Consider the following 24,997-nt stretch of genomic DNA (forward strand, 5'->3'; position numbering starts at 1 on the left):
CCGGCAGGGCGCCGTCAACGCGCCGTGCCCGGCACGCGCCCTGCCCGGCCCGCGCGAGCACCAGCCCGACGGGACCTAGAATGGCGCCCATGCCATCCCCCGCCGCCGACGCCCCCGCCAGTCCGATCAGTTCGGTCGACCACTACGAGAATTTCCCGGTCGCCTCGCTGCTGGTGCCTGCGCGACTGCGACCGGCCATTGCCGCGATCTACCGCTTCGCGCGGCATGCCGACGATGTCGCCGACGAGGGCGACGCGCCGCCGGCGCAGCGGATCGCCGAACTCGACGCGCTCGCGGCCGCGCTTCGCAGCCCCGCGCCGGCCATCCCGGTGGTGGCTGCGCTGCGCCCCCACCAGCTCGCGCACCGATTGCCGGCCGAGCCCTTCGAGGCCCTGCTGTCGGCCTTCCGCCAGGACGTGAGCACCATCCGCTATCCGGACTTCGCGTCGCTCCAGGATTACTGCCGGCGCTCGGCCGACCCGGTGGGCGAACTGGTGCTGCGCCTGTTCGACGCGTGGCGCGACGACACCCGGGCGCCCTCCTCTCAGATCTGCACCGCGCTGCAACTGGTCAACTTCCTGCAGGACACCGCGATCGACTGGCAGCGTGGCCGGCTCTACCTGCCGCTCGACGAGCTGGCGGCGGCCGGCCTGGGCGAGGCGGACATCGCTGCGGCCTCGGCCGACGGGCAGGCGTCGCCCGCGCTGCGTGCCTTCCTGGGGGACCAGACGCTGCGCGCGCGCCGGCTGCTAGAATCCGGCGCCTCGCTGGTGCCCAGGGTGCCCAGGCGACTCGGCTGGGAGCTTCGGGCGATCATCGCCGGCGGCCTGCGCATTCTCGACAGGCTGGCGGCGGACGGCCACGACCCCTTCGCCGCGCGCCCTGCCCTGGGCTGGCGCGACGCGCCGGCGCTGGTCCGGCTCTGGTGGCGAACCGACCGATGACCCCCGATCAATACTGCCAGGACAAGGCCGCCCGAAGCGGGTCGAGCTTCTACTACAGCTTCCTGTTCCTGCCGGCCCAGCGGCGCCGAGCGATCACGGCGCTGTATGCCTTCTGCCGCGAGGTCGACGACGCGGTCGACGAGACCGCCGATCCCCAGGTCGCCCGCACCAGGCTCGACTGGTGGCGGGCCGAGGTCGAGCGCCTGTTCGCGAACGACCCGCAGCATCCGGTCAGCCGCGCGCTCGCGCCGCACCTCGAGGCCTTCTCGATCGGCCGGCGGCAGCTGCTCGAGATCGTCGACGGCATGCAGATGGACCTCGAGCAGAACCGCTACCTCGATTTCGAAGGCCTGCGGCTGTACTGCCACCGCGTGGCCGGCGTGGTCGGCGAGCTGGCCGCGAACATCTTCGGCGCGACCGAGCCGGGCACGCGCGACTACGCCCACGAACTGGGCCTCGCTTTCCAGCTGACCAACATCATCCGCGACGTCGGCGAGGACGCCCGCAAGGGCCGCATCTACCTGCCGATCGAGGACCTGCAGCGCTTCGAGGTGCCGGCGCACGAGATCCTGGCAGCGAAGCACAGCGAGCGCTTCGCCGCGCTGATGCGCTTCGAGGCGGCGCGCGCGCGCGAGCACTACCGGCGCGCCTTCGCGGCGCTGCCCGAGGCCGACCGCCGGGCCCAGCGTCCCGGACTGATGATGGCGGCAATCTACGCCACGCTGCTGGCCGAGATCGAGCACGACGGATTCCTGGTGCTCGACCGGCGCACCTCGCTCACGCCGATCCGCAAGCTCTGGCTCGCCTGGCGCACCTTCGTGGGCGGTCGCCCGCCACGGGTGTGAGCCGGGACACCGACAGCCCGGCGAGCGTCGGCGGCGAGCCCGCCGCGGGGCACCGGATCGCGGTCGTCGGCGCCGGCTGGGCCGGCCTGTCCGCGGCGCTCCGGCTCGCCGAGGCCGGCCGGCGGGTCGCGCTGTTCGACGCCGCCCCGACTTCGGGCGGTCGCGCCCGCACCGTCGAGCTGGCGACGCCGCTGGGCCGCTTCGAGATCGACAACGGCCAGCACCTGATCGTGGGCGCCTACCGCGAGACCCTCGCGCTGATCGAGCGCCTGGGCGCCGGCGCCTTGCTCGGTCGCGCGCCGCTTTCGCTCGGCTCGCCGGCGGGCCTGCGGATGCGCGCCGCGCGGCTGCCGGCGCCGCTGCACCTGGCGTGGGCGCTTGCGACCGCGCGAGGGCTCGGCCCGGGCGCGCGCCGCGCGACGCTGCGACTCATGCTGCAGCTGCGCCGCGCCAACTGGCGGGGCGTCGCCGGCGAAACCGTGACTGCGCTGCTGGCACGCCATCGGCAACCGCCGGCGCTGGTGGCGCGTCTCTGGGCGCCGCTTTGCATCGGCGCGCTGAACACCCTGCCCGGCGAGGCCTGCGCGGCGAGCTTCGCCGCGGTGCTGCGCGACACGCTGGGCGCCGATCGCCGGGCCTCGGACTTCGTGACCCCCCACGCGCCGCTCGGGCGGCTGCTGCCCGAACCGGCGGTCGAGCGCCTGCGGGCGCTCGGCGCGTCGATACGCTTCCGCACCCCGGTGCGCCGGCTCGAGGCGCGCGCCGACCCCGCGACCGGCCGCGCTCGGTGGCGCATCGACGACGGCGAATTCGACCAGGCCGTGCTCGCGATGGCGCCCTGGTCGGCTGCAAGGCTGCTCGAGGCCTCCGACATCCCGCCCGGCCCGATCGGCGACTTCGCGCCCGAGCCGATCGCGACCGCCTGGGCGCTCTGGCCGGCAAACGCCGCGCCGGCCCTGCCGCGGTGGAGCCTGCTGGACGAGGACGAGGGCCGTTGCCGGCACGGCCAGTGGCTCTTCGACCGCGGAACCGTGTCGCCGCTCGAAACCCTCCCGCTTCCCGAAACCCTCTCGCCCCTCGAGCCGGGGCCGGCCCCGGCCGGCGCGCGCCCCGGCCCGGCACGCCTGGCCGGGATCGTGATCAGCGTGGCGAGCCGGCTCGACGCGCTGACCCCGGAGGCGGTCGTCGCGGGCGTGTCGGCGCAGCTCGCCGAAGCCTTCGGCGGACCACCTCCGGCCGCGGTGAAACTGGTGACCGAACGCAGGGCGACCTTCCGCTGCACGCCCGATCGACCGCGCCTCGGCGCCGACCAACTGCGCCGGCAGGCCCCCGGCCTCTGGCTGGCCGGGGATTGGCTTTGGCCGGACTACCCGGCGACGCTGGAGGCCGCGGTGCGCAGCGGCACCGATACCGCACTGCGAATCCTGGACGCCCGCACGGCGCCAGGCACCGTCGTATAGGATCGAAGCCTGCGTTTCGCCGCGCCCCGGCGGTCTCGCCGGTGCCGGACTTCTTCGACGGACGACCCCTTCGGCAGTTCCCACTTGGATAGTTCAAGCCTGGCAATCCTCTTCCCCTTCCTCGGGGGGCTCGGCATGTTCCTGATCGGAATGATGCTGCTGACGGATGGCCTGATGAGCTTCGGCGGGCATACGATCAAGCAGGCGCTGGCCCGCTTCACCGGGACGCCGGCCAAGGCCTTCGCGTCGGGCACCCTGGCCACCGCAGTGGCCCAGTCCTCGACCGCCACCACGGTCACGCTGATCGGCTTCGTCAGTGCCGGCCTGGTCAGCTTCCCGCAGGCAATCGGCGTGCTGCTCGGCGCAAGCCTGGGCAACACCGCCACCGGCTGGATCGTCGCGGGGCTGGGGCTGAAGGTGAACCTGGGTTTCTACACGATGCCGATGATCGGGCTCGGCGCGCTGATGAAGCTGCTGGCGCGCGGCCGCTGGGCCGGGCTGGGCCTGGCGCTGGCAGGCTTCGGCGTGATGTTCGCCGGTCTGGCCGCCCTGCAGGAGGGCATGCGCGGCCTCGCCTCGATCTTCGACCTGGCCAGCCTGCCGGTAGGCGGCGTGCGCGAGAGGCTGGCCACGATGACGATCGGGCTCGTGCTGACCGCGCTGCTGCAGTCGTCGACCGCTGCGATCGCCGCCACGCTGACCGCCCTGCATGCGCAAGCCATCAACTTCGACCAGGCCGCGGCGCTGGTTGTCGGCGCGGCCATCGGCACCACCCTGACCGGCGCGCTGGTGGCGATCGCCGGCACCGTCCACGCCAAGCGCACCGCGCTGGCCTACGTCCTGTTCAACCTGATCGCCGGCCTGGTCGCGATCGCCCTGCTGCCGGTCTTCCTCGCCGCGATCGAATGGCTCGAAGTCCATGTCCGGCTCGAGGCGGGCGCCATGAGCCTGGCCGCCTTCCACACCTTGTTCATCGCCGTCGGCGTCGTGCTGCTCCTGCCCTTCGCGCATCCCTTCGCCCGCCTGGTCGAGCGCCTGCTGCCGGCGCGCGGCGAGGTGCTCACCGAGCGGCTGGACCACTCGATGCTGGCGATCCCCGCAGTGGCGCTCGAAGCGTCGCAGCGGTCGCTCGAGGCGATCGCCGCGCATTTGCTCGCGCTGTACGACGGCATGCTGTCGGGCGCCGATGTCGATGACACCGGCAGGCGCCTCGCGCAGGCCGGCCAGGTGCTCGACGCGGTCTACGACTTCGTCAGCCGCATCGAGCTCGCCGCCGGCGACGAGGCCGGCTCCGCGCAACGCGTCGCGCAGCTGCACGCGATCGACCATCTGCTGCGGCTGCGCACCCGACTCGACGAACTGGCGCGGGCGCGTGTCGACCTGTCCGAGCCCGCATACGAATGGGCCATGCCGAACACGCGCCTGATCCTCGATCTGGCGCGACAGGGACTGGCCCTCGCGGATCTCGGGCAGCAGGTGCCGCAGATCGCGCGCGAGGCCCAGGCGCTCGAAGCGCTGTCGCACCGGATGCGGCACGGGGCCCTGGCCGGCGCGCTGCCGGGCGCCCAGAGCCCGGCGCAGGCCCTGACCCGCACCGATGCCTTCCGCTGGCTGGAACGCATCGGCGGCCACGTCTCGCGGATCTGCCACTACCTGTCCGAGGGACGCGGCGCGAAGCAGCGCGCGGCAACTCGCCGGCGTCCGCCGCCGAGTCCTGCCTAGGAGCCTGGGCGGCACTCTGCCGCCCAGACCCCTAGCCCCAGGCCGCCGCGATCGCCTCGTCGACCCGGTCGAGCGCCACCGCGGTCAGTCCCTCGATCGGCTTCTTGGGCGCGTTGGCCTTCGGGATCAGCACCCGGGAGAAACCGAGCTTGACCGCCTCGCGCAGCCGCTCCTGGCCACGCGGCGCCGGCCGGATCTCGCCCGCCAGGCCGACTTCGCCGAACACCGCCAGGCCGCGCGGCAAGGGCTTGCTCTCGAGCGAGGACACGATGGCCAGCATCACCGCCAGGTCGGCGGCCGGCTCGCCGATCCGCACGCCGCCCACCGCGTTGATGAAGACGTCCTGGTCGAAGCAGGCCACGCCGGCATGCCGGTGCAGCACGGCCAGCAGCATCGCCAGCCGGCTCTGCTCCAGGCCCACCGCCAGCCGCCGTGGATTGGCCACGTGCGAGGTGTCGACCAGCGCCTGCACCTCGACCAGCAGCGGCCGGGTGCCTTCCTGGGTGACCAGCACGCAGGAGCCGGGCACCTGCCGGTCGTGCTGCGACAGGAACAGCGCCGACGGATTGGACACGCCGCGCAGCCCCCGATCGGTCATCGCGAACACGCCCAGCTCGTTGACCGCGCCGAACCGGTTCTTGAAGGCCCGCACCAGCCGGTGCGACGAGTGGGTGTCGCCCTCGAAATAGAGCACCGTGTCGACGATGTGCTCGAGCACGCGCGGCCCGGCGAGCGTGCCCTCCTTGGTCACGTGGCCGATCATGACCACCGCCACGCCGAGCTGCTTGGACAGCCGCGTGAGCTGGGCTGCGCATTCGCGCACCTGCGCCACCGAGCCGGGCGCCGACTGCAACTGCGAGGAGTACAGCGTCTGGATCGAATCGACCACCACCACCGCCGGCCGCCGCTCCTCGACCGCGCCGACGATCCGCTCGAGCTCGATCTCGGCCAGCAACGGCAGCCGCGCGCCGTCGAGCCCCAGCCTGCGAGCCCGCAGCGCGATCTGCGCCGCCGATTCCTCGCCCGACGCGTAGAGCACGTCGCGGCTCGCCGACAGGTGCGCGAGCGCCTGCAGCAGCAGCGTGGATTTGCCGATGCCCGGGTCGCCGCCGATCAGCACCACCGAGCCCTCGACCAGCCCGCCCCCCAGCACGCGGTCGAACTCCTCGCTGCCGGTGCCGAGGCGCTGGACCGTTTCGGCAGGCACCGCGTCGAGCGTGACCACCGACTGGGTCGGCGCAAGCGACTGGTAGCGATGCGGCCCCTTGGCCGCGGGTTCGGCCAGCGTCTCGAGCAGCGTGTTCCAGGCGCCGCAGTGCGGGCACTGGCCCTGCCATTTGGGGGCCTCGCCGCCACACTCGCTGCAGACGTGACGAGTCTTCGCGCGGGCCACGCTTCAGGGCTCCGCCCGATCGACGCGCAGCGTCACCCGCGGCGCCAGCGCGCACATCAGCTCGTAGCCGATCGTGCCGGCCGAGGCCGCGACCTCGTCGATGTCCACCACGCCGCCGCCCCAGAGCTCGACCTCGGCGCCCGCGCGCGCCTGCGGCACGGGCCCCAGGTCGGCCACCAGCATGTCCATCGACACGCGGCCCAGCGTGCGGGTGCGCCGGCCGGCGACCGCGATCGGCGTGCCGGTCGGCGCATGGCGCGGATAGCCGTCGGCGTAGCCGCAGGCCACCACGCCCACGCGCATCGGCCGATCGGCGGTGAAGGTCGAGCCGTAGCCCACCGACTCGCCGGCGGCGAGCGTTCGCACCGAGATCAGCCGGGAGACGAGCTTCATCGCTGGCTTCAGGCCGCAATCGGCCGCGCTGCGATCGGCGAAGGGCGACGCGCCATAGAGCATGATGCCCGGCCTCACCCAGTCGCGATGCGCCGGCTGCACGGCGATCACCGCCGCGGAGTTGGCCAGCGAGCGCTCGCCGGCCAGGCCGGCCGTCGCTCGTTCGAAGCTCGCGATCGCCGCGTTCGCGCCGCCGGGCAGGTCGGAGTTGGCGAAGTGGGTGACCAGCGCGATGGCCCCGGCGCCCGGCAAGCCCGACAGTCGAGCGTGCGCCTGGCGCAAGCCGGCCTCGTCGAAACCGAGCCGGTTCATCCCGCTGTTGAACTTCAGGTGCAGGTCGATCGGCTCGGCCGGCCGCGCCGCCTCGACCCAGTCGACCTGGCGCGGCTCGTGGACCACCAGCGAGAGCCGGTCGCGTGCCGCCTGCGCGACGTCGGCCTCGTCGAAGGCGCCCTCGAGCATCAGGATGGGCCGCTGCCAGCCGGCTTCACGCAGCGCGCGGGCCTTGTCGAACTCGACCAGCGCCAGCCCGTCCGCCTCGCGAAAGCCTTCGAGCGCGGCCTCGAGTCCGTGCCCGTAGGCATTGGCCTTGACGACCGCCCAGACGCGCGCGCCAGGCGCCAGCGCGCGCACCCGGGCCAGGTTGTGCCGCATCGCGGCGACGGAGACAGTTGCAGAAATCGGTCGGCTCATGGCGGCATGGTATAACGCTGCCGCGCGTTCGACTGTCGCCCCGAAGGCTGGTACCCGCGCGGGAACGGAGACCTTGGTATCCCGATGAAACGCGGGTTCTACACGATCATGGCGGCGCAGTTCTTCTCGTCGCTGGCCGACAATGCGCTGCTCATCGCCGCGATCGCGCTGCTCATCGAGATGCACGCGCCGGACTGGATGAAGCCGCTGCTCAAGCTCTTCTTCACCGTCTCCTACGTGATGCTGGCGCCCTTCGTGGGCGCCTTCGCCGATTCGATGCCCAAGGGCAAGGTCATGCTGGTGACCAACGCGGTAAAGATCGTCGGCTGCGCGCTGATGTTCTTCGCGGTGCACCCCCTGCTTGCCTACGCGATCGTCGGCTTCGGGGCCGCCGCCTATTCGCCGGCCAAGTACGGAATCCTCACCGAACTGCTGCCCCCCGAGAAACTGGTCGCGGCCAATGGCTGGATCGAGGGCACCACGGTCGGTTCGATCATCCTGGGAACGGTGCTGGGCGGGGCCCTGATCAGCCCTGCCGTGTCGGGCGCGCTGCTCGCGATCGACGTGCCGCTGGTCGACACCGGCGTTCGGACGCCGGCCGAGGTCGCGGTGCTCGTCATCGCGCTGTGCTATGCGCTGGCGGCCTGGTTCAATCTGCGGATTCCCGATACGGGGGCGCGCTATCCGGCCCAGCACCGCAATCCGGCGAAGCTGGTCGTCGAGTTCGGCCACTGCTGCGTGATCCTCTGGAAGGACAAGCTCGGGCAGATCTCGCTGGCGGTCACCACGCTGTTCTGGGGCGCCGGCGCCACGCTGCAGTTCATCGTGCTCGACTGGGCCCGGGTCCATCTCGGCATGCCGCTCGACAAGGCGGCGGTGCTCCAGGGTGTCGTCGCGCTGGGCATCGCGATCGGCGCGGTCTCGGCGGCCCGGATGGTGAGGCTGCGCGACTCGCTGCGCGTGCTGCCGGTGGGCGTGGCCATGGGCCTGCTCGTGCCGATGATGACGCTGGTCACCGCGCAGTGGGCGGCCTGGCCGCTGCTGGTGCTGATCGGCGGGCTGGCGGGCTTCTTCGTGGTGCCGATGAACGCGCTGCTGCAGCACCGCGGTCACGTGCTGATGAGCGCCGGCCACTCGATCGCGGTGCAGAACTTCAACGAGAACCTGAACATCCTGCTGATGCTCGGGCTGTACTCGCTGCTGCTGCGCATGGAGTTCGAGGTCAACGTCGTGATCGTGATGTTCGGGAGTTTCGTGGCCGCGATGATGGTGGCGGTGATCGCGCTGCATCGCGCCAACCAGCGCAGGTTCGACTCGGGCGCGCTCATCGGCGAGCAGAAGCACTGAGGCTGCAGGCCAGCCTCAGGTCCGCCCAGGCCTTGGCCTTGTCCAGCGGCGTGCGCAGCAGATAGGCGGGGTGGTAGGTCACCACCACCGGAATGTCCGACCCGCCCGCGTGCAAGCGATGGACGCGGCCGCGCAGGCTGGCGATCGAAGCCTCCGTGTCCAGCAGCGCCTGGGCGGCGATCTTGCCCACGACCAGGATCAGCTCCGGCGCGACCAGCTCGATCTGGCGAAGAAGATAGGGCGCGCATTTCACGGCCTCCTCGGGCAGCGGATTGCGGTTCTCCGGCGGGCGGCACTTCAGCACGTTCGCGATGAAGACGCCTTCCCGGCGCGAGCGGCCCGCCGCCGCGAGCATCGCATCGAGCAAGTGCCCCGCCCGGCCGACGAAGGGCTCGCCGACCTTGTCCTCCTCCGCACCCGGCGCCTCGCCCACGACCATCCAGGCAGCCCGCTCGTCGCCCACACCGAACACGGCGTTGCGGCGAGTCTCGCAGAGCGCGCACAGACGGCAACCGGCGACCGCCTCGCGCAGGCCGGCCCAGTCGAGGCTGGCCGAGGGCCCCGCGCCCTGGGGGCCACCCCCCTCGAGCGCCCGCGCGACCTCCACGGCCCCCACGGGTTCGTCGCCCTCCCGGCCGGGCGCCACGACGCCGCCGGGCTGCTCGCGCAGCCGCCAGGCGGGACCGATGTCGAGCGCCTCCCAGGCGCGCCGCCGCGACTCGCTCACCGCATGCCTCCGACTTCCGGGCTGTCGTGTCCGCCCTGTTCGCCCTGCCCGGCCTGCGCGCCGAACCGCCTGAACAGCACCCAGGCGTCCTCGCGCTGCTGGTCGGGCGCCGGGTAATACCGCCGCCTGACGCCGATCCGCTCGAAGCCGCTGCGCTCGTAGAGGCGCAATGCCGGCAGGTTCGACGGCCGGACCTCCAGCAGCATGCCCCGGGCGCCGCGACGCGCGGCGTCGGCCGACACCCATTCGAGGATCGCGCGGCCCAGCCCCCGGCGCTGGCGCGGGGCCGCCACGCTGAGGTTCAGCAGGTGCACTTCGTCAGGGATCCACATCACGACCGCATACGCGACCAGCGCGCCCGAACCGTCGTCGAAGGCCCAGCAGTCGTAGCCGGCCTCGAGCGAATCCGAGAAATTGCCCGGGCTCCAGGGGAAGGAGTAGATCTCGTTCTCGATCGCGATCACCCGGGGCAGGTCGTGCCGCGCCATGTGGCGCGCGCGGACGCCGGGCATCGGGCCGGGCCGCCCGCCGCGCGCATCGCAGACCCCTGCGCCGCCGGGATTGCCGCCCGGTCCTTGTCCCGGCCCCTGGCCCACGCCGGCGCTCATGGCGCGACCGACCGCTGCGCGCGCAGGCGGCGCTGCTCGTCGACGTCGAGGGCGACCTTGTCGCGCACATAGCGAGGCGACGCCGCCTCGGCCGGCACCCACTGCCCGGCCCGCCAGAGCCCGAGCGCGAGCTCGGCAAGCGCGTGCGCGTCACCGGCGACGGCACCCGTCGGGTCGCGGCCGGCCAAGGCCTCGTGCCAGCCCGCGCCCAGCCCGATCCCGTGCCAGGCGTCGCCGGCCGCGAACCACGCGAGGCCGGCCAGGTCCGGCCGGGTCGCCGCGAGCGCGGCGCGCGTCATCGGCGCGGGCGGCGCGTCGGGGCGGCACACCATCGGCCCGGCCACCACTTCGATCAGCGGAGCGTCGGCGCCCGCGTCCGGCGCGCGCACCAGGCACAGCGCGGCGTAGATCTCGCCCATCCGCGCATCGTTGGCCACCAGCGCCAGCGCCGGCGGCCGGCCGGCCAGCCTGAGGCTGCGCCAGGCCGCGGATTCGAGGCTGCCGACTTCGATCAAGGGCAGGCCCCGGGCGAATCCCAGGCCCTGCGCCACCGAGCAGCCGATCCTGAGTCCGGTGAACGCGCCGGGGCCGGCATCGAAGGCGATCGCGTTCAGGGAACCGGCATCGCGTCCCCCCAGCACCTCGCCGATCATCGCCAGCAGGCGCGCCGACTGGTCGGACCCCGCCGGCTCGGCGAGGCTGTCGCACTCGACACCGGCGGCATCGGCCCGCAGCAGGGCGACCGAGGTCCAGGCGCCCGAGCTCGCGAGGGCGAGCAGGCATGCCTCCTCGCCCGCATGCGGGGGCGGCGCCGAAGCGGCAGATGGGGAAAGCGGATCGCGTTGCATGGAGAACGCGATTCTAGGGCCCTTCGGGGACTGCCCCTAGTTCCGGCGCCGACCGGCCTCGCGAAGCTGCCGGCGAAGCTGCTGACGCTCGTCGTCGGACAGCCGGCCCGGCGTCCCGTAGGACGGCTCCCGACGCCGCGGATCCTGGCGGGGATCGGGGGCTGCCTCCCGACGCTGCCAGCCGTCGAAGCCGCGCTCGCGAAGATCGCGGCGCAGGCGGTCCCGCTCGTCGGGATCGAGCCCTCGGCCACGCTCGGAGCGCCGCGGCTGCGCGAGGGCATCGGCCGGCGCAAGCACGGCCGCGCCGCCGGCGACGCCCAGCGCGCCGACAACCAGCCGCCTGAGGAAGCCCCGGCGACCGGTCGATGCTGGATGGCGCGCGTCTGCCCGATTCATGCCCGAATTCTATCGGCGCACGCGTCGCATCGATACCGCTTCACCGGTAAGCGCTGTAACAACTGGTAAACCGCGAGCCGCCGGCCCATGCGGTGCGACCCGAAATCGGACACCCGAGGCTATCATCGCCGCCATGAACACGACCGCTCCCGCCGCCCGGAAGCTCCTGGTCGTCGACGACGATCCCAGGATGCGCGACCTGCTCCGGCGCTACCTGACCGAGAACGGCTTCGAGGTGAGCCTCGCCGCCGACGGCCCGGCGATGAACCGCCTGCTGCTTCGCGAGCCCTTCGACCTGATCGTGCTCGACCTGATGCTGCCCGGCGAAGACGGCCTGTCGATCGTGCGACGGCTGCGCGGCGCCGGCGAGCGCACGCCGGTGGTGATGCTCACCGCGCGCGGCGACGACGTCGACCGGATCATCGGCCTCGAGGTCGGCGCCGACGACTACCTGCCCAAGCCCTTCAATCCGCGCGAGCTGCTGGCCCGCATCCACGCGGTGCTGCGCCGCCAGCCGCCGCCCGAGCTGCCCGGGGCGCCGTCGACCGAGCCGGAGGAAGCGGCCTTCGGTCCCTTCGTGCTCAACCTGGCCACCCGCGCCCTGACCCGCGGGGGCGAGCCGGTGCCGCTCACCTCGGGCGAGTTCTCGGTGCTCAAGACGCTGGTGCGCCACCCCCGCCAGCCGCTGTCGCGCGAGAAGCTGATGGCGCTGGCCCGCGGGCGCGAATACGGCGCCTACGATCGCAGCCTCGACGTGCAGGTTTCGCGGCTTCGCAAGCTGATCGAGGCCGACCCGCAGCAGCCCCGCTTCATCCAGACAGTGTGGGGCGTCGGATACGTGTTCGTGCCCGACGGCCAGTGAGCCGGCTCGCGATGCCGCGGATCAGCCTGTTCTGGCGAACCTTCCTGATGCTCGCCGCGCTGATCGTGGCGAGCCTCGCCGCCACGCTGGGCTCGATTCGCCTGCTCGATCCGGCCCCACCCGAGCAGCGGCTGGCCTGGGAGCTCGCCACCGTGCTCAACCTCACCCGGTCGGCGCTGGTCAGCGCCGACGCCGAACGGCGGCTGCTGCTGCTCGACGCGCTGGCCCGCGACGAAGGCGTGCGCGTGATCCCGCTCGAACCGGGCGACCGGATCGACGCCACGGCCGCCGGCCCGCGCCTGCGGGCGATCGAGCCGCGGCTGCGGCAACTGCTCGGCGAGCCGACCCAGGTCGCCGGGCGGGTCAACGGAATCGACGGGGTCTGGATCAGCTTCGGCATCGAAGGCGACGCCTACTGGCTGATCCTGCCGCGCGAGCGCGTCGAGCGGCAGTTCGGCCCGAGCGTCCGGTTGCTGGGCGCGATCGCGCTGGTTCTGTCGCTGGTCGGCGCGCTGGTGCTTTCGCGCCTGGTCAACCGGCCGCTGGCCCTGCTGGCGCGCGCCTTCGGCGCGGTCAGCCGCGGCGAGGCGCCGCCGCCGCTGCCGGTGCGCGGCCCCATCGAGATCGCCGAGCTCAACCGGCGCTTCAACCGGATGGCCGCCGACCTGGCGGCGCTCGAGCGCGACCGAACGATCGCGCTGGCCGGCATCTCCCACGACATCCGCAGTCCGCTCGCGCGCCTGCGCATGGAGATCGAGCTGGCGCGGCTGGACGAGGCGCAGCGCGAGGCCATGGCCGGCGACATCGACCGGATCGATCGCATCGTCGGGCAGTTCGTGCACTACGCGCGGATCGCGCAGCCGCCGCGCGGCGAAGCGGTCGACGTGCCCACGGTGATCGAAGCGACCGCGTCGAGCTATCGCCCGCTCGTCGCCTCCGACGCGCTGGAGCTGTCGATCGACACCGGCGACACGCGCAGCTGGAAAGGCGATCCCACCGACCTGATTCGCGCGATCGGCAACCTGATCGACAACGCGCTGCGCTACGGCCGCAGCGCGGACGGCGTGGCGCGGATCGCGCTGCGAGCGTCGGCCACCCCGGCTGGAATCACCGTCGAAGTGGCCGACGCCGGGCCGGGCGTGCCCGCCGAGCAGCTCGACCGGCTGCTTCGCCCCTTCGAGCGAATGGACGCCGAGCGCAGCGACAGCGGCGGCGCGGGACTCGGGCTGGCGATCGTCGACCGGATCGCCCGGCGCTATGGCGGCAGCCTCAGGCTCGCGTCGACGCCCGGAAGCGGGCTGCGCGCCCGCCTCGAGCTCCCGGGTCTCGCGCCGGCCCCGCGCGTGCCTGCGACGGTCCTGCGATAGCCTGACGCAATCAATCGGATATCTTTCGTCAATTGGCCCGCGCAATCGGAGTTTGCTAACCTTTTGACGCCCGCCGACGACCGTCGAGCACGGTCCGGCGATCCTCCGACCCACCGTCAATCAAGGAGACTTCAATGCCGAGCCTGAAGGGAACGAAGACCCATCAAAACCTGAAGGATGCGTTCGCCGGCGAGAGCCAGGCCAACCGCCGTTACCTGTACTTCGCAAACAAGGCCGACGTCGAAGGCCATCCGGAAGTCGCCACGCTCTTCCGCTCGACCGCCGAGGGCGAGACCGGCCACGCGCACGGCCACCTGGACTATCTGGCCGAAGTGGGCGACCCGGCCACCGACCTGCCGATCGGCTCCTCGGAAGCCAACCTGAAGGCCGCCGTCGCCGGCGAGACCCACGAGTACACCGACATGTACCCGGGCATGGCCAAGACCGCGCGCGACGAAGGCTTCGACGAGATCGCCGACTGGTTCGAGACGCTGGCCAAGGCCGAGCGTTCGCACGCGAACAAGTTCGCCAAGGCCCTCGAAGGCCTGGCCTGATCGCCCGTCCGGGGGTGCGTCGCGCGGCCATCGACTGCCGCACGGCGCTCTCCGGCCAGCGGACGGGGGAGCGCGCGCGCTCCCCTTTTCGTTCCGGACACGCGGTCCGGGCGCAGGCTCCCGCCGGCGGCACCGGCCCCATCGAACACCAAGACCTCTGCAGGGAACGACGATGACCGTACGCGAAGGATCGCTCGAAGCCCCCATCCGCCATCCTCTCGACTGGAAGAACCCCGAGTTCTACGACGAGAAGTCCGCGCTCGACGAGATGGAGCGCGTGTTCGACATCTGCCACGGATGCCGGCGCTGCGTCAGCCTGTGCAACGCGTTCCCCACGCTGTTCGACCTGGTCGACGAGTCGTCCACCATGGAGGTCGACGGCGTCGATCGCCAGGACTACTGGAAGGTGGTCGACCAGTGCTACCTGTGCGACGTCTGCTACATGACCAAGTGCCCGTACGTGCCGCCGCACCCGTGGAACCTGGACTTCCCCCACCTGATGCTGCGCGCCAAGGCGATCCAGTTCCGGCAAGGCACGCCCACCCGGTTCCGCGACACGCAGCTCTCCTCGACCGACCGCAACGGCACGCTGGCCGGCATCCCGGTGGTGGTCAAGGCGGTCAACGCGCTGGCGAAGAACAAGACCGTGCGCAACGTGGTCGAGAAGCAGCTCGGCGTTCACCACAAGGCCTGGCTGCCGGAGTTCACCAGCGAGAAATTCCGCGCCTACGCCGCGCCGTCCAAGGGCTACCCGGTGCGCGACGGCGAGCGCACCCCTGGCAAGGTCGCGATCTATGCGACCTGCTACATCAACTACAACGATCCCGGCATCGGCCACGACCTGATCAAGGTGCTCGACCACAACGAGATCCCGCACGTGCTGGCCGAGAAGGAGGCCTGCTGCGGCATGCCCAAGCTCGAGCTCGGCGACCTCGATTCGGTCGCGGCGCTCAAGGAAAAGAACATTCCGGCGCTGGCGAAGCTGGCCCGCGAGGGCTACGCGATCCTCGCGCCCATTCCCTCCTGCGCGCTGATGTTCAAGCAGGAGCTGCCGCTGATGTTCCCGGACGACGCGGACGTTCAGGCAGTCCGGGAAGCGATGTACGACCCTTTCGAGTACTTCGTGGCCCGCGCGAAGGACGGCCTGCTGAAGACCGACTTCAAGACCGCGCTGGGCAAGGTCTCGTACCACATCGCCTGCCACCTGAGGGTGCAGAACGTGGGCCAGAAGACCCGCGAGATGCTGCAGATGGTGCCGGACACGAACGTCAACACCATCGAACGCTGCTCGGGCCACGCCGGCACCTGGGGGGTGAAGAAGGAGTTCCACGAGGTCGCGATGAAGATCGGCCGGCCGGTGTTCCGGCAGATGGGCGAGCATCCCGGCGGCGGCGAGCCCGACTGGATCGCGTCGGACTGCCAGCTCGCCGGCCACCATATCGAGCAGGGGATGACCGAGGCCGGCCGCACTGTCGACGGCAAGCTGGCCCACCCCATCACCTTGCTCAGAATGGCCTACGGCCTGGCTTGACGAAACCAGCTTGGCCGGGCCGGGGGCTGGGGCCCCGCCCGACCAAGCGAGTATCGGGGAGCGACTCGGGCGGGGCCCCAGCCCCCGGCCTGCACAGGATTCACCAATGCCGAAGGTAACCAGAGACTCGCTGATGACGCTCGAGGCCTACGCCAAGGCCCGGCCCGAGTTCCGCAAGAAGGTCATCGCGCACAAGAAGCACCGCGCGGTCCGCCTGGGCCCGCACCTCACGCTGCTGTTCGAGGACGAGCTCACCATCCGCTACCAGATCCAGGAGATGCTGCGGATCGAGAAGATCTTCGAGGAAGAAGGCATCCAGCACGAGCTCGAGGCCTACAACCCGCTGATCCCGGACGGCCGCAACTTCAAGGCCACGATGCTGATCGAGTACGAGGACGCCGACGTGCGCAAGCGCGAGCTCGCGAAACTGATCGGCATCGAGGACAAGGTCTGGGTGCAGGTCGAGGGTTCGCCGAAGGTCTACGCGATCGCCGACGAGGACCTCGAGCGCGAGAACGACGAGAAGACCTCGTCGGTGCACTTCATGCGCTTCGAGCTCACCGAGGACATGGCCGCCGCGCTCAAGTACGGCGTGCCGCTGTCGATCGGCGTGGATCACCCGAACTACAAGGCCGCGCAGGAACCGGTGCCCGCCGAGATCCGCGCAGCCCTGGTCGCCGACCTGGCCTGAGGCGCGCACTCGCAGCCGCGCGCCGCGCCGGCCGATCTCAGCCCTGCCCGATCGCCGATCCGATCCGCGCTGCAAGCGCCTCGATCCGGCCGCCGGCGGGCAGGCAGGAAGCGGTCAGCGCCTGCAGCCGCTCAGCGTCTGCGGGCGCGCCCATCGCCTCGCACAGCAGCGCCCAGTCGGGCTCGGTCGCCAGGACGCCGGCCACCAGCAGGACGGCGTCGCGGGTGCGTCGCTGCGCCAGCCCCACCAGCTTGCGACCCCGGGCGTCGACGATCTCCCAGGCCGACAGCGAACCGAAGCAGGCCCAGGGCACGCTCGCCGGATCGCCGGCGGGGCCGCGGCTCGCCTTCACCGCCTCCGGCGACAGGGCCCGTGCATCGCAACCCGACTCGCGCAGCGAGTCGGCGAGCCTGAGCGACAGCCAGCGGTAACCCTCGGTCGGCGAGCGCCCGGCCCGCGGATCGTCCACGGGCAGCACCAGCGAGACGCCGATCATCCAGGGCCCGACCAGCACTGCGCCGCCGCCCGCCTCGCGCACCAGCACCTCGACGCCGGCGTCGGCACGGCTTCTCACCGCGTCGAACAGGCCGCGCTGCGCGCAGCCCAGCACGATGCCCGGGCGCGGCCACCGCCAGACGCGCCAGGCGACCGAGACCGGCCGCTGGGCCATGGACGCAGCGTTCCAGGCCTGCTCGCCGGCCGCGTCGACAATGACCGGCATCTCGATGGCGCCGCCGGGTCAGGCCCGCGCGAGCAGCCTCTCCACTTCCGGATGACGCCGCGCCCAGACCCGGACGTAGGAGCACGCCGGGTCGACCTTCAGCCCGTGCTGCGCCGCGTGCTCGAAGGCCGCCCGCACCAGCTCGGCCGCGATGCCGCGGCCTTCCAGCGCGCGCGGCACTTCGGTGTGGAAGACGCGCATCGTGTTGCCGTCGAGACGGTAGTCGGCCCGGCAGAGCAGGCCTTCGACCGTGGTCTCGAAGCGCGACGCCGCCTCGTTGTGCCGGACCTCGACCCGCATCAGGCGGGTTCGGGCACGCTGGGCAGGCCTGACAGCGCCATCGCCAGCTCCTGCTCGTCGTACTGCTGGTCGGTCAGCTTGCCGGCCGTGTAGTCCATGTAGGCCTGCATGTCGAAGTGGCCGTGGCCGCACAGGTTGAACAGGATGGTCTCGGAGCGACCCTCGCGCTTGCAGCGCAGCGCCTCCTCGATCGCGCCCTTCACCGCATGGTTGGCCTCGGGCGCCGGCAGGATGCCCTCGGCGCGCGCGAACTGGATGCCGGCCGCGAAGCACTCTGTCTGGTGGTAGGCCACCGCCTCGATCAGGTCGAGCTCCTTCAGGTGCGAGACCAGCGGCGCCATGCCGTGGTAGCGCAGGCCGCCGGCGTGGAAACCCGGCGGCGTGAAGGTCGAGCCCAGCGTGTGCATCTTGGTGAGCGGCGTCATGTGCGCGGTGTCGCCGAAATCGTAGGCGTACTTGCCGCGGGTCAGCGACGGGCAGGCCGCCGGCTCGACCGCCACGATGCGCGGCTTGGCGCCCCCGCGCAGACCCGCCCCGATGAACGGAAACGCGATCCCGGCGAAGTTGGAGCCGCCGCCGGTGCAGCCGACGATCACGTCGGGATACGCGTCGGCCATCTGCATCTGCTCCATCGCCTCGATGCCGACCACGGTCTGGTGCAGCAGCACGTGGTTCAGCACCGAGCCGAGCGCGTACTTGGTGTCCTCGCGCTGCGCGGCGATCTCGACCGCCTCGGAGATCGCGATGCCCAGGCTGCCCGGGTGATCGGGCCGCTTGGCGAGCACCGCCCGGCCGTATTCGGTCTCGGTCGACGGCGACGGGATGCAGCGCGCGCCGTAGGACTCCATCAGCGCGCGACGGTAGGGCTTCTGGTCGTAGGACACGCGCACCTGGAACACGGTCACGTCGATGCCGAACAGCGCGCCGGCGAAGGCGAGCGACGAGCCCCACTGGCCCGCCCCCGTCTCGGTGGTCAGGCGCGTGACACCGGCCACCTTGTTGTAGAAGGCCTGCGCGACCGCGGTGTTCGGCTTGTGGCTGCCCGCCGGGCTGACGCCCTCGTACTTGTAGAAGATCCTGGCCGGCGTGCCCAGCACCTGCTCGAGACGCCGCGCGCGGAACAGCGGCGCCGGCCGCCAGACGCGATAGATGTCGCGCACCGGCTCGGGGATCTCGATCTCGCGCTCGGTGGTGACCTCCTGCATGATCAGCGCCATCGGGAACAGCGGCGCGAGATCGTCGGGCCCGACCGGCTTCATCGTGCCGGGATGCAGCACCGGCGGCATGGGCTTGGGCAGGTCGGCCTGGATGTTGTACCAGTGCTTCGGGATCCTGCTTTCGTCGAGCAGGTACTTGATCTGATCGCCCATCGTGGGTCTCCTGGAATGTCCGTCGCGTTGCAGGTTCGGGGTATCTGTCGGCAGGTCCGTGGTTACGTCCGCCGGGACGGCCCGCGCTCGATGCGGGCCAGCGCGCCTCGCAGCAATCCTAGCAGCGCGAGCAGCAGGTCGGTGGCGAGCCGCAGGACCGGCAGTGCCAGAAACACGATGGGCAGCAGCAAGAGGGTCCAGCCGCCGAAGACGGCGAGCCAGGCGGGCACGCCTGCCATGGCGGCCAGGCCGGCGAAGAACTCGCTCACGACACCGGGATGCCGCACCGCGATCCAGGTCGCCACGAGGGCCGCCGGCCACTTCGCGCGGCTCGCCCCGGCCAGTCCGATCTTCCCCGCACGCGCCAGCCGCGCGGCCGTGGCCGATGCGCGCGCGCCCGCCTCGCCGGTACGGACCGCCGCGGCCGCGGCCTTGCCCGCGCGAAGGACCTGCACCGCGCCGAGCACCGCGACGGCGTCGACGGCCGCCCAGCCGAGGTCGCCCGCGGTCACCTCGCGGCCGCTCCGGTACTTGCGCTCGAGGTCCCGGACGCCGCCCGCGAACAGCGAGCCGAGCCCTTCGAGCAACCGCTCGGTGCGGATCCACTGTGTGCCGCCGTCGGGTGCGACCTCGAACTGGCCGAGAAAATCGTGCCCTTCGGCCTGGATGAATCGCACCGCGTGCCAGCCCCGGTCCTCGGGCGTCAGCGCGAGCCGTTCCGACCCCGCCCCGCCCTTCACCTTGTCCACCGCGCGCGCGGCGGCGTCGGCCAGGGTGAGCGTCACGACCTCGTTGTCGAGGAAGTGGGCGATCGGCGGCAGGACTGCCTCGCCGTGCGCGCGCAGGATCGACCGGAACTCCGGCGTCGCGCCGTACAAGGGCAGGATCCTGGCCGCCATGTCGGGACGGGCGAGCACGGCAGCTCTTGCCTTGAGCAGAAGCACTCGGTCGTCGGCATAGTCGAGGAGCTGCGCCTGCACCTCGACCGGCACGCGGGCCGCCAGGTCCGCTCTGGCCGCCAGCTCGGGAAAGGCGCGCTGCGCCTCGATCCGGACCCGCCGCTCCTCGACCGGAACCGGCCGCCAGCTGGCCGCGAGCAGCGCGGCGAGGGTGGCCGCCGCCGCGAGCACGATCAGGAATCTCCGCATCCTCTCCTCCTCGCGCCGCCGCCAGGCCGCGGCGTCAGTCCCCGGCAGCCACCGCGATCAACGCGACCGCCTCGGCGGCGATCGCCTCGCCTCGCCCGAGATAGCCCAGGCGCTCGCTGGTCTTCGCCTTGACGTTCACGCAAGCCGCGTCGATCGCGAGCGTATCCGCGATCCGCGCGACCATTGCCGGGATGTGCGGCGCCATCTTCGGCGCCTGCGCGACGATCGTGGCGTCCACGTTGCCGATCCGGTATCCCGCAGCGCGCACGCGCCGGGCGGCCTCGGCGAGCAGCGTCGCGCTGTCGGCGCCCGCGAAGGCCGGATCGGTGTCCGGGAAGTGGCGGCCGATGTCGCCGAGCCCGGCGGCGCCGAGCAGGGCATCGGTGACCGCGTGCAGCAGCACGTCGGCGTCGGAGTGCCCCAACAGCCCATCCCCGTGCGGAATCGTCACGCCGCCGACCACCAGCGGCCGGCCCGGCACCAGCGCGTGCACGTCCCAGCCCTGGCCGATCCGGAACGGCAGGCCGGCGCGGTGTCCGGCGTTCCTGGTCGGTCGATCGCTCATCGGGTCCTCGCTTCGCCTGGCGGCACGGATTCGGCGGCGAGCAGGCGCCGCATCAGGTCGAGATCCTCGGCGGTGGTGACCTTGAAGTTCGCTCGCGAACCCGTCACCAGCTTCGGCGCGAGGCCGGTAAGCTCGATGGCCGCCGATTCGTCGGTGACATCGGGGAAGCGCTCCAGCGCGCCGAGCAGCCGCCCGAGTCGGAACATCTGCGGCGTCTGGGCAAGCCAGAGAGCCTCGCGCGGGACCGTCTGCGCAACCCGGGCCGCCGATGCCTCGGCGTGCCCGCCCTGCCCGGCCTGCCCGCCCTGCCTGGCGTCCCCGGGGCGTGCAGGGTCGTGCGGCGCGCCTCGCTTGACCGTGTCGCTGACTGGCAGCGCGAGAAGCCCGCCCACCGGGTCGGCCGCGAGCGACTCGCGCAAGCGCTCGAGCGAGGGACGATCGAGCCCGGGGCGCGCCGCGTCGTGCACCAGCACCCAGTCGTCCGGGCTCGCCTCGCGCGCGCCCGCCAGCCAGCGCAGGCCGGCCAGCACCGTGTCGCGGCGCGTCGCCCCGCCCTCGCCCAGCACCGTGGTGCGCGGCAGCCCGGCCAGCACGCCGGCTGCGCGGGCGTCGTCGGCCGCCACGACCACGACCAGCTGTTCGATCCAGGGCGCGGCCAGCAGCGCGCGCGCGGCGCGCGCGATCATCGGCTCGCCGGCCAGCTCCAGGTACTGCTTGGGCAATGTGGCGCCGAGCCTCGAGCCGGTGCCGCCGGCGGGCATCACGGCCAGGCAGCGCGGCGCACCGGCAGGGGTCGTCATCGGGGAATCGAGGCGCAGGAGTCGGAAAAGCTAGAATTCTAAGCTTTCGCTGCGCCTGCCCGCAGGCCCGCGCCGCGCCCGACCGGATCCAGCCTTGACCCCCACCGCCCTGCAGCCCGCGCGCGGCCAGCCCTCGCCGGGCGAGCCCGCCGCCGCATCGCCGCCCGCCGGCAGCGCCGAAGCGGCCGACGCGCGCGCCCGGACCCTCTCCCTGGCCGCCGCCGCGCTCGCGGCTCTGCCCGCGCTCGCCGCGATTCCGGCCCCCGCGCCCGGCAAGGTCCGCACCCTGCCCGCCGGCCACGGGTCGTCCGACGCGCTGCTGCTGGCCGCCCTGGCCACCCGCGAGACGCGCGAAGGCCGCACGCTGGCGATCGTCTGCGCGGCCGTGGTCGACGCGCAGCGGCTCGCGACCGAGATCGGCTGGTTCGCGCCCGCCCTGCGAACCCGGCTGCTGCCCGACTGGGAGACCCTCCCCTGGGATGCGTTCTCGCCGCACGAGGACCTGATCTCCGAGCGGCTCTCGACGCTGCACGCCCTGCATCGCAACGACGTGGACGTGCTGCTGGTGCCCGCCACCACCGCGCTCTACAGGCTGGCCCCGCCCGCGTTCCTGGCCTCGCACACCTTCCACTTCCACAAGGGCCAGTCGGTCGACGAGCGACAGCTGCGCGAGCAACTCACGCTGGCCGGCTACGACCACGTCTCGCAGGTGGTGCACCCGGGCGAGTACTGCGTGCGCGGCGGCCTGATCGACCTGTACCCGATGGGCTCGACGCTGCCCTTCCGGCTCGACCTGTTCGGCGACGAGATCGAATCGATCCGCACCTTCGATCCGGACACGCAGCGCAGCTTGTACCCGATCGAGAAGGTCCGGCTGCTTCCCGGCCGCGAGTTCCCGATGGACGAGGCCGCCCGCACCGCCTTCCGCGGGCGCTGGCGCGAGCGCTTCGAGGGCGACCCCTCCAGGAGCCCGCTGTACCGCGACGTGGGCAACGGCATCGCGCCGGCCGGCATCGAGTACTGGCTGCCGCTCTTCTTCGACGAGACCGCGACGCTGTTCGACTACCTGCCGGCGCAGACCATCGTGGTCTCGCACGGCGACATCGAGGCGGCCGCCCGCGCCTTCGCCGAGGACATCGGGCAGCGCCACCGGTTCCTGGCGCACGACCCCGAACGGCCGCTGCTCTCGCCAGCCGAGGTCTTCATCGACGCCGAGCGCTTCTTCACCGACGCCAGACGCTTCGGGCGCTGGGCGATGGCCCGCGACGGTTCGGCGCAAGCCGCGAGCGCCGGCGGCGCCGACGGCCCGCGTTTCGCGCTCGCCCTGCCCGACGTCTCGGTGAACCGCCGCGCCGAGAACCCGGTCGAGCGGGTCGAGCGCTTCCTGGTCGGGCACCCGGGCCGCAAGCTGATCGTGGCCGAGTCGCCGGGGCGGCGCGAAACGCTCACGCAGCTGCTGCTCGATCACGGCATCACGCTGCCCGCCATCGACGACTGGAGCGCCTTCGCCGCCAGCAGCGAGGAAGCGGCGCTGGCGGTCGGCCCGCTGCACGACGGCTTCGAGCTGGCCGGGGACGGCCTGGCCATCGTGACCGAGGCCGAGCTCTTCAGCGGCACGGTGCGCCGCACGCGGCGTGGATTGCGCGAGACCCAGACCGACGTCGACTCGATCATCCGCGACCTCTCCGAGCTCAAGGTCGGCGATCCGGTGGTCCACGTGCAGCACGGCATCGGCCGCTACCAAGGCCTGGTGACCATGGATCTCGGGGACGGCCCGACCGAGTTCCTGCACCTGAGCTACGCCGGGCGGGCCACGCTCTACGTGCCGGTCTCGCAGCTTCACGTGATCGGCCGCTACAGCGGCGCCAACCCCGACGAGGCCCCGCTGCACCAGCTCGGCTCAGGCCAATGGGAGAAGGCCCGCCGCAAGGCCGCCCAGCAGGCGCGCGACGCCGCCGCCGAGCTGCTGAACCTGTACGCACGCCGCGCCGCGCGCACCGGCCACGCCTTCAGGGTCGACATGAACGACTACGAGGCCTTCGCCGACGGCTTCGGCTTCGAGGAAACGCCCGACCAGCTCGCCGCGATCCACGCGGTCGTGCAGGACATGGTCTCGGGCAGGCCGATGGACCGGCTGGTCTGCGGCGACGTCGGCTTCGGCAAGACCGAGGTCGCGCTGCGCGCCGCCTTCGTCGCGGTGGCCGACGGCAAGCAGGTGGCGATCCTCACGCCCACCACGCTGCTCGCAGAGCAACACTTCCAGACCTTCTCGGACCGCTTCGCGAACTGGCCGGTGAAGCTCGCCGAGCTGTCGCGCTTCCGGTCCGGCAAGGTGACCAAGGCCGCGCTGGCGGGCATCGCCAAGGGCGAGATCGACATCGTGATCGGCACGCACAAGCTGCTGTCGCCCGAGACGAAGTTCCCGCGCCTGGGCCTGGTCATCATCGACGAGGAACACCGCTTCGGCGTGCGCCAGAAGGAGGCGCTGAAGGCCCTGCGCGCCGAGGTCGACGTGCTTACGCTCACCGCCACCCCGATCCCGCGCACGCTGTCGATGAGCCTGGAAGGCATCCGCGATTTCTCGGTCATCGCCACCGCGCCGCAGAAGCGACTGGCGATCCGGACCTTCGTGCGGCGCGAGTCCGAGGGCACGATCCGAGAGGCGCTGCTTCGCGAGCTCAAGCGCGGCGGGCAGGTCTATTTCCTGCACAACGAGGTCGAGACGATCGAGAACCGGCGCCAGCGGCTGGCCGAGCTGGTGCCCGAGGCGCGCATTGCCGTCGCCCACGGACAGATGCCGGAGCGCGAGCTCGAGCGGGTGATGCGCGACTTCCACCAGCAGCGCTTCAACGTGCTGTTGTGCACCACGATCATCGAGACCGGCATCGACGTTCCGACCGCCAACACGATCGTCATGCACCGCGCCGACCGCTTCGGCCTGGCCCAGCTGCACCAGCTGCGCGGCCGCGTGGGCCGCTCGCACCACCAGGCCTACGCCTACCTGATGATCCCGGACGAGTCGGCGATCACCAAGGACGCGGCCAAGCGGCTCGAGGCCATCCAGATGATGGAAGAGCTCGGCTCGGGCTTCTACCTGGCCATGCACGATCTGGAGATCCGCGGCGCCGGCGAGGTGCTCGGCGAGAGTCAGTCGGGCGACATGAAGGAAGTGGGCTTCGCGCTGTACACCGAGATGCTCAACGAGGCGGTGCGCGCGCTGAAGGCCGGGCGCGAGCCCGACCTGAGCGCGCCGCTGTCGGCGACCACCGAGATCAACCTGCGCGTGCCCGCGCTGCTTCCGGCCGATTACTGCGCCGACGTGCACGAGCGGCTCACGCTGTACAAGCGGATGGCCAACTGCGAGGACCTCGACGCGCTCGACGGCCTGCGCGAGGAACTGGTCGACCGCTTCGGCAAGCTGCCCGACGCGGCGCGCGCCCTGATCGAGACCCACCGGCTGCGCATCCTGTCCAGGCCGCTGGGCGTGGCCAAGATCGACGCGTCCTCCGACACCATCGTGCTGCAGTTCCGGCCGAACCCGCCGATCGACCCGGCCCGGATCATCGCGCTGATCCAGAGCCGCAAGAACGTGAAGCTCTCCGGGCAGGATCGCCTGCGCTTCACGCTCGCCACGCCGGACCTCGCCCAGCGCGTGCAGCGGATTCGCGAGATCCTCAAGGCGCTAGCCGACTGAAGCGCGACCGATCACCGA

23 protein-coding genes are annotated in these 24,997 nt (G+C 72.0%); 11 read left to right on the top strand and 12 right to left on the bottom strand.

Features of this window, described 5'->3' with window-relative positions; translation table 11 throughout:
- The first annotated feature begins 89 nt into the window (after positions 1-89).
- From hpnC to FHP08_RS06155, 4 genes are all read left to right on the top strand, one after another.
- Positions 90-944: a squalene synthase HpnC gene (gene hpnC / locus FHP08_RS06145; protein WP_147703438.1), complete on the top strand. Its 855-nt coding sequence runs from the start codon at positions 90-92 to the stop codon at positions 942-944.
- On the top strand, positions 941-1,789 hold the full coding sequence (gene hpnD, locus FHP08_RS18410; RefSeq protein ID WP_187272184.1) for a presqualene diphosphate synthase HpnD: 849 nt from the start codon (positions 941-943) through the stop codon (positions 1,787-1,789). Before hpnC ends, hpnD begins: the two co-directional genes overlap by 4 nt.
- Positions 1,786-3,249, top strand: coding sequence for a hydroxysqualene dehydroxylase HpnE (gene hpnE, locus FHP08_RS06150; protein WP_187272185.1), 1,464 nt, complete (start codon positions 1,786-1,788; stop codon positions 3,247-3,249). Before hpnD ends, hpnE begins: the two co-directional genes overlap by 4 nt.
- A gap of 84 nt (positions 3,250-3,333) precedes the next feature.
- Positions 3,334-4,971 (top strand): Na/Pi cotransporter family protein, encoded by a 1,638-nt coding sequence (locus FHP08_RS06155; RefSeq protein ID WP_225879047.1) that lies wholly within the window; start codon positions 3,334-3,336, stop codon positions 4,969-4,971.
- 31 nt (positions 4,972-5,002) lie between these two features.
- On the opposite strand, the gene radA is transcribed toward FHP08_RS06155, so the two are convergent.
- On the bottom strand, positions 5,003-6,364 hold the full coding sequence (gene radA / locus FHP08_RS06160) for a DNA repair protein RadA (protein WP_147703440.1): 1,362 nt from the start codon (positions 6,362-6,364) through the stop codon (positions 5,003-5,005).
- A 3-nt stretch (positions 6,365-6,367) separates the two neighbouring features.
- Positions 6,368-7,450, bottom strand: a complete 1,083-nt coding sequence (gene alr, locus FHP08_RS06165; RefSeq protein WP_147703441.1) for an alanine racemase — start codon at positions 7,448-7,450, stop codon at positions 6,368-6,370.
- 84 nt (positions 7,451-7,534) lie between these two features.
- Between alr and lplT the strand changes: the two genes are divergently transcribed.
- Entirely contained in the window at positions 7,535-8,797 is a 1,263-nt protein-coding gene (lplT, locus tag FHP08_RS06170; RefSeq protein ID WP_147703442.1) for a lysophospholipid transporter LplT, read from the top strand.
- Here lplT and FHP08_RS06175 read toward each other — a convergent pair.
- The 4 genes from FHP08_RS06175 to FHP08_RS06190 are packed head-to-tail and all read right to left on the bottom strand — an operon-like array spanning position 8,775 to position 11,376.
- Positions 8,775-9,524: a uracil-DNA glycosylase gene (locus FHP08_RS06175; RefSeq protein WP_147703443.1), complete on the bottom strand. Its 750-nt coding sequence runs from the start codon at positions 9,522-9,524 to the stop codon at positions 8,775-8,777. The two genes, lplT and FHP08_RS06175, sit on opposite strands and share 23 nt — an antisense overlap.
- Positions 9,521-10,132, bottom strand: a complete 612-nt coding sequence (rimI, locus tag FHP08_RS06180) for a ribosomal protein S18-alanine N-acetyltransferase (RefSeq protein ID WP_225879048.1) — start codon at positions 10,130-10,132, stop codon at positions 9,521-9,523. The genes FHP08_RS06175 and rimI overlap by 4 nt, the downstream gene beginning before the upstream one ends.
- Positions 10,129-10,980, bottom strand: a complete 852-nt coding sequence (gene tsaB, locus FHP08_RS06185) for a tRNA (adenosine(37)-N6)-threonylcarbamoyltransferase complex dimerization subunit type 1 TsaB (protein WP_147703444.1) — start codon at positions 10,978-10,980, stop codon at positions 10,129-10,131. Before tsaB ends, rimI begins: the two co-directional genes overlap by 4 nt.
- A gap of 36 nt (positions 10,981-11,016) precedes the next feature.
- Positions 11,017-11,376 carry a hypothetical protein gene (locus FHP08_RS06190; RefSeq protein ID WP_147703445.1) on the bottom strand — a complete coding sequence of 120 codons (360 nt, stop codon included), beginning with the start codon at positions 11,374-11,376 and terminating at the stop codon, positions 11,017-11,019.
- A 133-nt stretch (positions 11,377-11,509) separates the two neighbouring features.
- On the opposite strand from FHP08_RS06190, the gene ompR reads away from it, so the two are divergent.
- From ompR to FHP08_RS06215, 5 genes are all read left to right on the top strand, one after another.
- Complete coding sequence (gene ompR, locus FHP08_RS06195; RefSeq protein ID WP_147703446.1) at positions 11,510-12,238, top strand: osmolarity response regulator transcription factor OmpR; 729 nt, start codon at positions 11,510-11,512, stop codon at positions 12,236-12,238.
- An 11-nt stretch (positions 12,239-12,249) separates the two neighbouring features.
- Positions 12,250-13,605 carry an ATP-binding protein gene (locus FHP08_RS06200; protein ID WP_147703447.1) on the top strand — a complete coding sequence of 452 codons (1,356 nt, stop codon included), beginning with the start codon at positions 12,250-12,252 and terminating at the stop codon, positions 13,603-13,605.
- A 134-nt stretch (positions 13,606-13,739) separates the two neighbouring features.
- Complete coding sequence (locus tag FHP08_RS06205) at positions 13,740-14,159, top strand: rubrerythrin family protein (RefSeq protein ID WP_147703448.1); 420 nt, start codon at positions 13,740-13,742, stop codon at positions 14,157-14,159.
- A 172-nt stretch (positions 14,160-14,331) separates the two neighbouring features.
- The gene (locus tag FHP08_RS06210; RefSeq protein ID WP_147703449.1) at positions 14,332-15,690 is read left to right on the top strand and encodes a heterodisulfide reductase-related iron-sulfur binding cluster; all 1,359 of its coding nucleotides are present in this window, start codon (positions 14,332-14,334) and stop codon (positions 15,688-15,690) included.
- Positions 15,691-15,796: 106 nt separating this feature from the next.
- Positions 15,797-16,381, top strand: coding sequence for a DUF3501 family protein (locus tag FHP08_RS06215; RefSeq protein WP_147703450.1), 585 nt, complete (start codon positions 15,797-15,799; stop codon positions 16,379-16,381).
- Between the two features lie 37 nt (positions 16,382-16,418).
- Here FHP08_RS06215 and FHP08_RS06220 read toward each other — a convergent pair whose 3' ends face one another.
- The 6 genes from FHP08_RS06220 to FHP08_RS06245 all read right to left on the bottom strand — a co-directional run bounded on the left by FHP08_RS06220 (position 16,419) and on the right by FHP08_RS06245 (position 21,285).
- Positions 16,419-17,102 (bottom strand): lipoate--protein ligase family protein, encoded by a 684-nt coding sequence (locus FHP08_RS06220; RefSeq protein WP_147703451.1) that lies wholly within the window; start codon positions 17,100-17,102, stop codon positions 16,419-16,421.
- A gap of 18 nt (positions 17,103-17,120) precedes the next feature.
- Positions 17,121-17,402, bottom strand: a complete 282-nt coding sequence (locus FHP08_RS06225) for a GNAT family N-acetyltransferase (protein ID WP_147703452.1) — start codon at positions 17,400-17,402, stop codon at positions 17,121-17,123.
- Entirely contained in the window at positions 17,402-18,772 is a 1,371-nt protein-coding gene (locus FHP08_RS06230; RefSeq protein WP_147703453.1) for a TrpB-like pyridoxal phosphate-dependent enzyme, read from the bottom strand. The genes FHP08_RS06225 and FHP08_RS06230 overlap by 1 nt, the downstream gene beginning before the upstream one ends.
- A 62-nt stretch (positions 18,773-18,834) precedes the next feature.
- The gene (locus FHP08_RS06235) at positions 18,835-19,920 is read right to left on the bottom strand and encodes a hypothetical protein (protein WP_147703454.1); all 1,086 of its coding nucleotides are present in this window, start codon (positions 19,918-19,920) and stop codon (positions 18,835-18,837) included.
- 34 nt (positions 19,921-19,954) lie between these two features.
- A complete protein-coding gene (gene ispF / locus FHP08_RS06240) occupies positions 19,955-20,485 on the bottom strand; it encodes a 2-C-methyl-D-erythritol 2,4-cyclodiphosphate synthase (RefSeq protein ID WP_147703455.1) in 531 nt (176 codons plus the stop codon).
- Positions 20,482-21,285 (bottom strand): 2-C-methyl-D-erythritol 4-phosphate cytidylyltransferase, encoded by an 804-nt coding sequence (locus FHP08_RS06245; RefSeq protein WP_147703456.1) that lies wholly within the window; start codon positions 21,283-21,285, stop codon positions 20,482-20,484. The genes ispF and FHP08_RS06245 overlap by 4 nt, the downstream gene beginning before the upstream one ends.
- Before the next feature lie 211 nt (positions 21,286-21,496).
- Here FHP08_RS06245 and mfd point away from each other — a divergent pair, with 211 nt between their 5' ends.
- Entirely contained in the window at positions 21,497-24,979 is a 3,483-nt protein-coding gene (mfd, locus tag FHP08_RS06250; protein WP_407703997.1) for a transcription-repair coupling factor, read from the top strand.
- Positions 24,980-24,997 lie beyond the last annotated feature (18 nt).

This window comes from Zeimonas arvi (genome assembly GCF_008039575.1).
GTDB classification, from domain to species: domain Bacteria; phylum Pseudomonadota; class Gammaproteobacteria; order Burkholderiales; family Burkholderiaceae_E; genus Zeimonas; species Zeimonas arvi.